The organism is Pseudomonadota bacterium, assembly GCA_018823135.1.
Classification (GTDB): Bacteria; Desulfobacterota; Desulfobulbia; order Desulfobulbales; family CALZHT01; genus JAHJJF01.
The window spans coordinates 1-12,363 of the sequence record JAHJJF010000126.1; the positions used below are offsets into that span (position 1 = coordinate 1).

9 protein-coding genes are annotated in these 12,363 nt (G+C 53.0%); 4 read left to right on the plus strand and 5 right to left on the minus strand.

Annotation, left to right across the window (positions count from 1 at the left end):
• The 4 genes from KKE17_12935 to KKE17_12950 form a co-directional block, all read left to right on the plus strand.
• Positions 1–1,107 (plus strand): MtrB/PioB family outer membrane beta-barrel protein (locus tag KKE17_12935; GenBank protein ID MBU1710901.1); only part of this gene is annotated, 1,107 nt, incomplete at its 5' end.
• A 301-nt stretch (positions 1,108–1,408) separates the two neighbouring features.
• A complete protein-coding gene (locus KKE17_12940; protein MBU1710902.1) occupies positions 1,409–2,374 on the plus strand; it encodes an ABC transporter substrate-binding protein in 966 nt (321 codons plus the stop codon).
• Positions 2,371–3,279: a phosphate/phosphite/phosphonate ABC transporter substrate-binding protein gene (locus KKE17_12945; GenBank protein MBU1710903.1), complete on the plus strand. Its 909-nt coding sequence runs from the start codon at positions 2,371–2,373 to the stop codon at positions 3,277–3,279. The genes KKE17_12940 and KKE17_12945 overlap by 4 nt, the downstream gene beginning before the upstream one ends.
• 9 nt (positions 3,280–3,288) lie before the next feature.
• A complete protein-coding gene (locus KKE17_12950) occupies positions 3,289–5,541 on the plus strand; it encodes a PAS domain S-box protein (GenBank protein ID MBU1710904.1) in 2,253 nt (750 codons plus the stop codon).
• 375 nt (positions 5,542–5,916) lie between these two features.
• Here KKE17_12950 and KKE17_12955 read toward each other — a convergent pair whose 3' ends face one another.
• From KKE17_12955 to KKE17_12975, 5 genes are all read right to left on the minus strand, one after another.
• Complete coding sequence (locus tag KKE17_12955) at positions 5,917–7,896, minus strand: hydrogenase (protein ID MBU1710905.1); 1,980 nt, start codon at positions 7,894–7,896, stop codon at positions 5,917–5,919.
• Between the two features lie 108 nt (positions 7,897–8,004).
• Positions 8,005–8,760, minus strand: a complete 756-nt coding sequence (gene nuoB, locus KKE17_12960; protein ID MBU1710906.1) for an NADH-quinone oxidoreductase subunit NuoB — start codon at positions 8,758–8,760, stop codon at positions 8,005–8,007.
• A 9-nt stretch (positions 8,761–8,769) separates the two neighbouring features.
• Complete coding sequence (locus KKE17_12965) at positions 8,770–10,278, minus strand: NADH-quinone oxidoreductase subunit C (protein ID MBU1710907.1); 1,509 nt, start codon at positions 10,276–10,278, stop codon at positions 8,770–8,772.
• On the minus strand, positions 10,275–11,717 hold the full coding sequence (locus tag KKE17_12970; protein MBU1710908.1) for a hydrogenase: 1,443 nt from the start codon (positions 11,715–11,717) through the stop codon (positions 10,275–10,277). The genes KKE17_12965 and KKE17_12970 overlap by 4 nt, the downstream gene beginning before the upstream one ends.
• Before the next feature lie 4 nt (positions 11,718–11,721).
• A complete protein-coding gene (locus KKE17_12975) occupies positions 11,722–12,360 on the minus strand; it encodes a hydrogenase (protein MBU1710909.1) in 639 nt (212 codons plus the stop codon).
• Positions 12,361–12,363: the final 3 nt, after the last annotated feature.

Below are 12,363 nucleotides of genomic sequence, written 5' to 3' on the forward strand. Positions count from 1 at the left end.
GCGAGTTTAAGCCACGGCAACCAGAAGAATAATTACAGCGGCGCCCAGTCGGACACCCTGCACGGGGCCATGGACCTGATCTGGATTCCTGCCCCTGATCTTAATTTATTTCTCAAATACCGGCATCAGGAGCTGGAAACCGACAATCCCGATTCGGTAACGCTTCAAGGTCTGACGACCACCAATATCTATCCTTCCGTCAGAGATTCCGTTTCATCAATAAAAGATTCAATTGCAATTTCGGCCAGATACAAACCACTTCGAAAAGTAACCCTTTTGTCGACCTATGAGCTGATCAGCCTGGAGAGAAAAAATATCGACGACTGGCAGGTCCTGCCTGAACGCACCGACATCAACAGCATCAAACTGGCTGCTGACACCAGGCCATTCACCAATCTGAAACTGAAGGCAGCCTTCAATTACCTCGATTACGATGATCCTGCTTTAAACACCGAGCCCGACTCATCCAATCAGATCCATCTGCTGGCGACCTATACATATGCGGCCTGGATAACCGCCAATCTCGATTACAAACTCACCAGAACTGAACGGCAACAGGTGCGTTATCTCAACAACGACCCGGCAACCATTGTCGACAATGCGGACAGGGAAACCCGCCAGGATATGATCCTGGGCAGCCTGTCGTTTCTGCTCACTCCGAAAACCAATCTGACTGCAAGCTGGGTACATCTGAAAAACAATCTGGAACAGACCCTGGCGTACGGAAAATGGAACGCCTTGGGAACAGGTGGGGATCTTCCCTATCTTGGAGCTGGAGATCGTTATACCGACACGGCAAACACCTACGGCCTGAACTTGTATTTCAGGGTCAGGAAAGATATTTCCACCACCTTTGAAATCAGCCATACCGACTCGAAAGGCGACTTCGCACCCGGTGCCGCCATGGCGCAGACACCAGTGTCCATAGCCTCTTTTTCCCCCTTGAAAGTATCAGAAACACTTTTTTCCATTGAAAGCACCAAGACTTTTAATAACAACTGGGAAATAGGTATCAGGCTACAGACGAATAACTACAACGACAGGATTGATGACCAGCAGGACGGTGAATTCTACAGCTCGATGATCAGTTTCACGAAGTATTATTAATGCCTTAAAAATCGATTTCTTTTTTTTAACAGGAAATAATTTCGTGAAGACACTTTTCCTCGAATGGTTGGAGCTTTTGGAAGAAAGGTTTACTCATAAGTATATAAATTGTAATGCGTTCAACAGACAACTCAAACATAAATTGCTGCTGTAAAAGCTTTTATACCCCTCTCAAAGGGGTACTGAACAGAGCCCGCCTTTTCCGGACTAGGGCTTTTGTCTTTTCCGTATCATCAATTCGAGTGCAGCCAGGAGATCGTCCAGGGCTGTAGACTGCAATTTATATATTCAGGATATAATTTTGGTATTTATCGATACAATCAAGAAGATGTTTCGCTCTACGGCGGTTTTTACATTTCTTCTGCCCTTTGTTCTGATTTTTCATCTGCCGGCTTTATCGGCAGGGGAAACCAGGATCGGGGTGGTCATGTCCGGCAATGTCCCCTACTACAACGAAATCCACCGGGAGTTGGTCACAACGCTCAACAATGAAATGCCTTCCGGGGAGAAGTTTACGATCATCCTGCAGCGACCCTTCCCGGATCCCATCGCCCTGAGCAATGCGGCGCGGAAACTTATCGCCACCGACGTTGATCTTATCATTGCATACGGTTCCCCGGCCACCCATGCAGTCCTTTTCGAAAAAAGCAACATCCCTGTTGTCTATGCAGGAGTGTATAATCCGGACGGGGAGAATTTTTCCGGCCCTAAGGTTACCGGGTGCGGCTACAAGGTGCCGATTTCCAGCCTTCTCAGGTATCTCAAGAATTTCAAACCGATCACCACTCTGGATGTGATTTACAGCAGCCTTGAAAAAGATTCCGTCCGGCAGACCGAGGAATTGGCCGTTCTGGCCGCTGAGCAGGATATCCGCTTGCAAAAAATCAACATCAGAAGCCGCATGGACATTCAGACGATTTCCCTGCAGGACCGGGGCGATGCCTTTTTCCTCACCGGCAGCGCCGTAGTTTTTTCATACCTTGACGACCTGCTTGCGAAAACCATGGAACTTGAACATCCATTAATAAGCGTTCTGCCTGATCATAAAGAAGAAGGGATCATACTTACTCTCTCACATAATCCCTCAATTCAGGGCAAAAAAGCTGCTGAAATGGCGGCACGAATAATCCGCGGAGAACAGCCCAGTGAAATCAAGCCCGAGGTGTTCAGAAATTCCGAACTGGTATTCAACCTCAGGGAGGCAAAAAAAATGGGACTTACTATTCCTATAAACCTCATTGCAGAAGCCACCAGGGTAATCAAATGATGAAAAACATCATGCTCAGGCGTTCTTTCAGGGTAAAAGTATTCTTCGGCTGTCTTTTCTTAATCGTCTGTCAACTCTTTCAGACAACAAATCTCCAGGCAAAGACCGAAGAACTGGTGATCGGCCTGGAACCGGAACATAATATTTTTGATCAGGTGGCCAGATACAGGGAATTGACGGATTTCCTTTCCGCTGAACTTGGAATCAAGGTCAGATTGACGATTATGAGCCGCTATGGTGAAGTCTTGAAACGGTTTCAGTCAAGGCGACTGGACGGGGCTTTTTTGAACTCCTTTACCGCCAGCCTGGCGATTAAAGAGTTTGACCTGGAACCTGTTGCCCGCGCTGTGAATCTTCAGGGTGACGCAACCACCCGCGGGCTGATTTTCACGAGACGGGACAGCGGCATCAAGACCAGCGGCGACATGAAGGGGAAAAGCATTGTCTTTGTTGACCCTTCCACCACCGAAGGCTATCTTTTCCCCCGGTCCTATTTCAGGCAGCAAGGGTTGCTCGACCTGAAAACAGATTTCAGCCGCTATTTTTTTTCAGGCAGTGACGCATCAGCGATTTTTGCTGTTCTTGACGGCCGGGCAGATATCGGCTCAGCCAAGGATGCAACATTTAACAGACTCACAGAAAAAGATTCGTCCATAAAGAGCGAACTGAGTATTCTTGCTGAATCCCCGGCGTTTCCAGACACAACTCTCTGCCTCAGGAAGGATATTCCCGGAGAACTGAAAAGCAGTCTTTTGTCAACCCTCCTCCAAATGAACCAAACAGAAAAGGGTAAAAAAATTCTCAATAAATTTACAGCCCTCCGCTTTGAACTGGCAGCCTTTTCAGATTTTGAAGAGATCATGAAAATGCAGAAAAGCCTGGATACCAGAATGGAGAAAAAATAACCGCCGGCCATGAAGAAAAAAATTCTCACATTATTCCTGCTGCTGTTCCTGCTTTTTCTTTTAGGAGTGGGCATTACCCTGCGACTGATTTTTCAGACCACCGCGAACCTCAATACCCTGATCACTCTGCACAAGGTTGAGATCATCCGGCAGGAACTGGTCATTAATGTTCAGGAGGTGCAGGCAAATCTGTATACTACCGGCACGATGTTTGGCAAGGAGCTTGACATCATTGCCCACAATGTTCTCGGTCTGCGCGCCGGGGTTGAGCGCTGCGCAGGCTGCCATCACGACCCACCCGTTTCGGACAACATCGAAGAGCTGGGTGAATTGACCAGGCAGTATGAGGAGGCGCTCAGTTATTTCATCACCTCAACTGCTGACAGCGACAGAATTGAAAGGCTGCAGACGGTTGCTGCCGATATCGGTGATACCATTATCGCCAAATCTCAGGAAATGGCATTAAACGCCAATGAGAGCCTCCGAAAGAAAACCCTTGCCGCATCAGCCAAGGTGGAAAAAACCAAGGGTATTCTGGTTGTCACGCTGATTTTTTCTTTTCTGGTGGCACTCGCCATTGCCGTGTACCTGATAAAAATCATCACCCATCCCCTGGCGGAACTGATCAGGGCCACAAGGAAAATCCGCAAAGGGGAGCTTGGCTACACATCTCCCTTCAAGGGCAGTGATGAGTTTCAAGAACTCATCGAATCCTTTAACGATATGAGCCTGGCTCTGAAAAAAAACCACGAAGAAATCCTTTCCCACATGGCCCGGAACCAGACAATCCTGCAAACCTCCATCGACGGGTTTCTGCTTTTTGATGAAGTCGGGAAAATCCTGGATGCCAATCCGGCCTTCTGTAAAATGATGGGTTACTCAAAAGAAAAACTGTTGCGCCTGAGGGTTTCAGATATCGAAGGTTTTGAAGAAAAATTTGTGTCGGCGAATACTCTCAACCGGATTAAAGAAAAAGAATCACTGGTGTTTCAGGTTGAGCAGAAGAAAAAGACCGGGAAAAACCTCTCTTTCGAGATAAGCGCGACCTTTACAGAGATGGGAGAGAAGGGGTATTTCTTCTGTTTTATCAGGAATATCACAGAACGGAAGAACATTGAAGAAGAACTTTCAAAAATACAAAGGCTTGAATCCATTGGTGTGCTTGCCGGAGGAGTGGCCCATGATTTCAATAATATGCTCACCGGAATTCTTGGAAACATCGACCTCGCCCTGCTGAAGATCAATTCGCCGGAAACTGTTGCCGACAAACTCATGAGCGCCAAAAAAGCTGTGAGAATTGCCATGAATCTTACCCTGCAATTGCTCACCTTTTCCAAGGGTGGAGAACCGATCAAACAGACGGTGAACATTGCCAGGCTCCTGGAAGAAGCCACCACATTTATTTTGAGTGGTCTGAATGCCAAGTGCACCTTTGAAATCCCGGAAAATCTCTATCCGGCCAAACTTGACAGGGGGCAGATCAGTCAGGTTGTCCAGAATATTGCTTTAAATGCCGCTCAGGCGATGCCTGACGGAGGAATAATCAAGGTCGTTGCAGAAAACGTAACCCTTGCCGAGAACGAGGTCTGGCCGCTTCCGGAGGGAGATTACGTGAAAACGTCTATTATCGATCAGGGTAAAGGGATCAGTGCAGAACATATCGCCAGGATATTTGACCCGTTTTTTACCACCAAAATCACCGGCAACGGCCTCGGGCTGACCATCTGCCATTCCATTATCAAAAAACATGCCGGGCATCTGATAGTCACATCCGAACCCGGCGTTGGCTCATCTTTTATTTTTTATCTCCCGGCTCTGAAAAAGGCTCTTCTCCCCGACGAAGAATCATCAATTAGTCAATTGATTCCCGGCGCAGGGAAAATACTGTTGATGGATGACGATGAGGAAATTCTGCTGGTCGTGACATCGATGCTCAAACATCTTGGATACAATGCGGAATGCGCCCGTGACGGCGGTGAAACCATTAAAATGTATGAAGATGCACGGAAAAGCGGTCAGCCATATGATGCCATTATCATGGATTTGACCATCCCCGGCGGCATGGGGGGCAAGGAAGCCATGAACAAACTGTTACAGATTGATCCGAAGGTGAAAGCCCTTGTCTCAAGCGGCTATTCCAATGACCCTATAATGGCTGACTACAGAAATCACGGTTTCAGCGGCGTTATTCCAAAGCCCTATGCAACCGGCCAACTCAGCTCGGCTCTGCATAAATTACTTAAGTCAACGACTATCGACTGAAGTCGAGAGCGTGATCCACAAAGCTCAAAGCTGACCGTCTGAGGACGGTGTTTATACCCTTGACTTGAGACTAATAAATCAACAACTGCATACCATTCAGGGACCGGAGTAATTTTATCGGAGCTCCGCCCTGCCCCGGCTTGTTTGTCTTATTCAGGTAAATCTCTGATTTTTCAGGCATTGCTGGTCTGCAACTCCGCTGCGGTTTTGCGTTCTTGTTCAATTGCTGATTTTCAACCTGTCGCACTCAAATTTTTTGGCCGTCCTCCAGATTGACTGTTCGATTTCCATACTGATAAAAAAACAACTTTGCGTTACTAGAACTCATGGTAATTATTTTGAAAAAATTACCGTGCCCGTACGTCATCGACCATGCTATTGGAACAGCAATGCCGCGCTCAGCAGCACCACCAGGGTGATAGCGGAATAGAGCAGATAGATGCCGATGACACCGTGATGCAGGGCCCGTCTGATTTGTACCGAAATTCCGGCAGCGACGGTGATGACCGGGATCAACAGGAGGTCCAGCACCACATCTGGGGTGTGAGAGCGAAAAAAGCTTGTCCCGGAAAAAAGCCTCTCTGGCCTGTGTTCTTTAAACACTGTCAAGAGAATTCCGCGCAGCAGATTCATGATCAATTCGGCAAATGATGAGGTAGAGTAGCGGGCCCGTGGCAGGGCGTTGGAATAGCCGCAACCCCAGGTCGGAACCTGCGGGGAGCTCCGTCCGCCTTTTCGTCGGGCCAGGAGGAACAATAACGCCGGAACCAGAACAAGTAACGCCGTCAGACTGATGGCGCGGACCGGAACCAGGACAGCAGAATGAAAGTCCTGCGTTGTGCTTCCGATGAACCAGGCCACGCCGCCTGCCAGAAACGGCAGCACACTGAAAGGAGCGATTCCGATCCAGAGACAGGCTGCAAGCAGCAATCCCATGGCGGTAAGCATTGTTGCCGGGGCTTCATGAATATTTTTCCACTCCGGGCGAATATTGCCAAGAAAAGTGAGGCCGAAAACCTTGGCGAAACAGAGCAGTGCCAGCCCGCCGACCATTGCCAGTCCGGGAACCGCGACCAGGACGGCGAGCAGTGGCTCCCCACCCGGCTGGGTAGCAGCCTGCAGCAGGCCGAAGTAGATGAGCCACTCACTCACGAAGCCGTTCAGTGGGGGCAGGCCGCAAATGGCGACAGCCCCGCCAAGAAAGAAAAAGCCGGTGAAGGGCATGACTTTGAACAGCCCGCCGTAGGCCGCCATCTGACGTGTTCCAGTGGCGTTAATGACTGATCCGGCGCTCATGAAAAGCAGTGCCTTGAACAGGCCATGGTTGATCACATGGAGGAGCGCACCGGCCATACCGAGGACGGCAAGCGCAACGAACCCGTGGTGTTTTCCAACCATGGCTGCACCGATACCTATAAGGATGATGCCGATATTCTCAATGCTGTGATAGGCAAGGAGTTTCTTTATGTCGTGCTGGGCTATGGCAAATGCCACTCCGAGAATGCCTGAAATCAGTCCAAGGATAAGAACGAGCCAACCCCACCATTGAGGCTGGGCCTGAAACATCCCGGTGATCCGCAGAATCCCGTAGATCCCGGTCTTGATCATGACACCGGACATAAGGGCTGAAACGTGGCTGGGCGCGGCTGCATGTGCCCCAGGCAGCCAGATGTGCAACGGCATGATCCCTGCCTTGAAACCGAAACCGAACATTGCCAGCAGGAAAACAGTATTGGCGAAACCAGTTGATACACCGACAAGGGAGCTGACCGCGGGCAGACTGTACAGGCAGGCATTTTCGCCCAGCAGAGCGAACAGAGCGAACAGCACCAGGGTTCCGGCATGAGTGGCTGCCAGAAATATGAAACCTGCCTGGTGTGCATCCCCGTCTTCCCGTTCCGTGACCACCAGAAAGTATCCGGTGAGTGCCATAATTTCCCAGCAGATCAGAAAAACAAGACCGTTGCCGGCGGTGAGAACTCCGCCGATGGCGGCTACCATAAGTGGGTAGAAAAAACGAATCCAGCGGCCGTAGCGACGACCGCCGGCGATTGGCCAGTAGCCGCTGCCGTAGATCAGCCCGGCCCCACCGATGAAATAAGCCGGCAGCATGAAGACAGCGGCCAGACCATCGATTGTGAAATTAATTACAACGCCGCAACCCGGCCAGGGCACCATCATTGTAGCCGTTTCGGGACGGAGCAGACAAATGACAACGGCACTGATGCCGGCGATGCTGCCAGCAAGTCCGACGGCCAGGGACATACGATCTATAAACCGTGATCCATTGGGGCAGAATGGAGCGCTGAACCCCGAGAGAACGAGAAGAATGGTTGCGAGAATGAAGAGCGTCATAGAGTCGCCTTTATCCTGTCCCGTCGGGGCTGGTGATCAACCGTTCCGGATTGTGGCACAGTGTTGTTCCAAGGATACTGCTATGTTTGCTCAGGGATCCCATGATCATCACCGCCGTCGGTCCAGGAGGCGCAGCAGGCCGTCAAGGGTGGTGTAGGGATGAGGCGGGCAGCCGGGAATATAAAGGTCCACCGGCAGGAATTTATTCAGTCCGTCAAGTACCTCCGGGCTGCTCTGGAAAGGCCCTCCTGCGATTGCACAGGCCCCAGCGGCAATAACGATTTTTGGTTCGGGCACCGCCTCATAGGTGGCCAGGAGGGCGTCATGCATGTTCCGCGAAACCGGTCCGGTGACCAGAATCCCGTCGGCGTGTCGGGGTGATGCGACGAACTGGATGCCGAATCTGCTGAGATCGAAAACCAGGGTGCCGAGTACGTTAATGTCGGCCTCGCAGCCGTTGCAGCCGCCGGCTGAGACCTGGCGGAGTTTGAGGGAGCGTTTGAACATGGAAAGCATGCGCCCTTGGAGAGCGGTGGCCAGTTTGATCTCCGTACGGTCCATGAGTAGATCCTGCCTCCGACGGACCGCCAGCCGGTAATCGCTGCCAAAAGTAAGAGCCCCGTGGGGACAGACTGGACAATCCGCGCAGAACAGGCAGCGGCCCAGATCAACCACCGGTCTGCCGTTCGGACGGAATAAGGCCCCGAACGGGCAGCGGCCATCGCATTCAGTGCAACCAGGGGGGCATTTTTCCGGCATTACCACCGGCCGGCCGCGGAATCGACTGGGCAGCTCCGGTTCGCTTTGTGGAAAAGAGCTGGTTCGGTAACCCTGTCTTATACGTTCACGGATGATTCGCAGCACAGTTTCTCCCTATAAATCAAATCCACAGTAGGAAAGATTGAAGCTCTTGTTGCAGAGCGGAAAGTCGGATATCTGTTCGTTTCGCAAGGCCATTGCCAGACCGCTCCAGTTGAAGAAGGAAGGGTCGACGATCTTATAGCGGCTGAAGTGGCCGGTGTCGTCCGTGATGGCCACGTGGGTTATGGCGCCGCGCCAACCTTCGGTCATGCCAAAGGCCATTGCGCCAGGCTGCAATCCCTCAAGGGGAGTGGTCAGCGGCCCAACCGGCAGGGCGTCGAGATTTGTCTTGAGATATTCCAGTGAATATTCGATCTCCCGCTGCCGGACCCTTGCCCGGGCATATACATCACCGCTGGTTTCGACAATCTCCTGGACAGCCTGACCGCCCGGCGCGACCATGTGACGACGGCAGTCGCAATCGATGCCGCATGCCCTGGCGGCCATACCGGTCAATCCGAGATCAATGGCGTCCCGGGTTGTAATTGTGCCGGTTCCTTCCAGGCGGGCCAGAACGGACGGGGTCTCGAAGAAGAGATCCAGCGCCCCCCGTGTTTGGGCTGCGACTTCCGTCATTTTTTTCAGCAGTTCTCTGGCACGTTGCGGTTCAAGATCGAACAGGACGCCTCCAGGGCGTACCAGTCCCCGCCCCAGTCTGCTGCCGCAGATTGCCGCAGTCATGTTCAGGTAATCGCCCCGCAACCTCCCGCAGTAGGAGGCTGTGGGCAGAAAACCGATGTCACCGGCCAGCGCCCCGATGTCGCCCACATGATTGGCAAGTCTTTCCAATTCCAGTGCCGCGGTCCTAATAGCAGTCGCCCGTGTCGGTGCGGCACAACAGCACAAGGCTTCGACCACGGTGCTATAGGCGGTAATATGGCCGAGGGTGGTGTCGCCGGCAACGGTCTCGATACGGGCCGGGGTTTCGTGACCGGGGCCACCGGCCAGCAGCTCTTCGATGCCGCGGTGCTGGTAACCCAGGGAGATCTCCAGATGCAGGACTTTTTCGCCGTAGCACTGGAAGCGGAAATGGCCAGGTTCGATGATGCCGGCGTGGACCGGCCCAACAGCAACCTCATGAATCTCGTCGCCCTGCACCTGGTAATAATCCATGTCGCCTATTCGCGGGCGATCCCTGGGGATGCCCCATGTATCCGGACGGCCCGGCAACGGTGCCTGGAAGCGCACCGGTTTGAACCAGGGATGCCCCTGGAAAACGATGCCGTACTGCTCGCCGATTTCCCGTTCAAACAGATGAACCTGGGGGCACTCCGGGACCAGCGAGGGCAGGACCTCCGCAGCCTCGGTGCTGAACACCGCGAGAGAACCGACACAACCTGTCATCAAAATGTAAAGGTGAAGCCTGCGCGACTGATCGGCGCCACCGGCAAAATAAGCAACGAGACGAGCCCCTCCGGCAAGTCGCCTCTTCAATTCAGCAGCGAATTCCTCGTAAGTCATAATTGGGATATTGGCAAGCGCCAGACTGCTGCCGCAGGAGATTTCAGGGATTTTTTTCATGGCAGAGGCTCCAGGAGATTGGCCGCCTCCTGAAAAAGGCGGCACAGGGCTTCGGGCTGATACAATCCAAGCAACAGCACCACAGCCATCAGCAGCAAAGGACTGATCACGATCATGAATGTTTCGGCCGGGCCTTCGGCAGGAGGTCCTTCCATGGAGGGTCCCAGGACCACGGTCATGACCGTGCTGCTCATGCCGATAAAGATGACGGTCAGCAAAAAAATAAAGGCGATGCCAAGGGCGAAATTACCCTCCGCGAAAATGCCGCGCAGGATGGTGAACTCACTGATGAATGGACCGAACGGCGGGGAACCGGTGATTGCGAGAAAGCCAGCCAGGAAAAGCGATGCGGACCAGGGCAGGACGTTGATGGCGCCCTGGGTCTCGCACATCCTTTTACTGCCGAAATAACGGTGAATATTACCCGCGGTCATGAACAGGGCCCCCTTGGTGAGGGCGTTGTTCATGACGTGGAACATGGCGCCGTAGGCCGCAAGTTTGCCGACAGAGATGCCGATGGCGAGAATGCCCATATGCTCGATGCTGGAGTAGGCGAGCATGCGTTTGATGTCGCGCTGACGGATGACGAAGATTGCCGCGAACACCAGAGACAGTATACCAAGGGCCAGCAGGAACTGCCTGGCCATGATCCCTTCCCCTGCTGCCACCATGATCTGCATGACGCGCATGACCGCGAGAAATGCCACTGAGGTTAGCCCGCCGGCAAGGAGTCCACCCACCAGACCGGGGGCTTCACCGTAGGCGTCGGGTTTCCAGGTATGAAGCGGCGCAAGACCCATCTTAGTGCCGAAACCCACCAGCAGGAAGACAAACCCGGATCGCAGCCACGGCTTTGAGAGCGCTCCGGCAGATTTCAACAAACCACTGAACTGCAGCCCCTGCTCGCCGCCACTCTGCAGGCCGGCATAGGCCACGAAGAGCAGGCCGAGCATGGCCAGGGCAATACCCACCGAACAGAGCAGCAGGTATTTCCAGGTGGCTTCAATGGATAACCGGTTACGGTTGAAGTAAATGAGCGGCGCGCTGATCACGGTAGTGGCCTCAACGGCAACCCATAGAAGCCCCAGATGCCGGGCCGCCGTGGCAAGGCTCATGGCGCTCAGAAAGATCAGCAGGCAGACGATGAAAATACGGTTGCTCCAGGTTGGGTGGGTCCGGAAATAACCCACCGCATAGAACGCCGATGCCGTGAAAAGCAGGCTGACCACCAAGAGGATCAGACTGCCGAGGGCGTCCAGGGCAAGCATGGCATGAGGGTCGACCGGGGCGACGGGCGAGGCCAGCAGCAGACGAAGGACCAGGATGATATGCATAAGCGATACGGCCGGGATGATCCATGGCCGGAACCGTTCTGACGGGGTAAGCCCGGCGATAAGGGCGGCTGCCAGGGGCAGAAGGATGATGGCGAAAAGGGTCATGGCGTTATTCCTTCAGCAGGCAGAGATGTTCGGTGTCAATGGAGGAAAATTCACTGTTGATGTGATTCATGACGATTCCCATAACGAAAATGGCGACCAGCATGTCCAGGAGCACACCGGTTTCCACCATGAGCGGCATGGCTTCGGCCAGAAGGATCCCAAAAATAAATATGCCGTTTTCAAAAATCAGATAGCCGAGGACCTGGGTGATGGCTTTACGCCTGGTGATGAGCATGAGAAATCCAGCCCCCAGAGTAGAGAAAGCCCCCGGGATGAAGAGTGAATGCAGATGCTCGGGGAGAAGCGGCAGCCGGTCGGCAAAAATAAAGGCGCTGGCGGTGATCAGAGCGCCGAGCATCAGGGTGCTGATATAGCCGATGCGGGGTTCAATCTCGCGGCGGATCCTGACCTTGCGGATCGCCCGGAACAGCAGCCAGGGAATGAGACCTCCCTTGAGGATCAAGGCCCCCCCGGCCAGAAGATATGAGTGGATGTTTGCGCCGTGGATGAGGGGCGGCAACAGGGAAATGAGCGCCCCCTGCAGGGCCACCACCCGGATACAGGTGCCGAGGCGACTGGTACCGAGTATCAGAAAATTAAGCAGAAGCACGGTCATGAGAATGGTGCTGGTTATGTTGGTCATAGT

Coding starts and splice junctions, on each gene's coding strand:
- KKE17_12970 (MBU1710908.1), bottom strand. CDS start 11,717: ATGACCCTTTTCGCCATCATCCTTCTGCCCCTGGCAGCCGCCCTTATC.
- KKE17_12965 (MBU1710907.1), bottom strand. CDS start 10,278: ATGAAAAAAATCCCTGAAATCTCCTGCGGCAGCAGTCTGGCGCTTGCC.
- KKE17_12950 (MBU1710904.1), top strand. CDS start 3,289: ATGAAGAAAAAAATTCTCACATTATTCCTGCTGCTGTTCCTGCTTTTT.
- KKE17_12945 (MBU1710903.1), top strand. CDS start 2,371: ATGATGAAAAACATCATGCTCAGGCGTTCTTTCAGGGTAAAAGTATTC.
- KKE17_12975 (MBU1710909.1), bottom strand. CDS start 12,360: ATGACCAACATAACCAGCACCATTCTCATGACCGTGCTTCTGCTTAAT.
- KKE17_12955 (MBU1710905.1), bottom strand. CDS start 7,896: ATGACGCTCTTCATTCTCGCAACCATTCTTCTCGTTCTCTCGGGGTTC.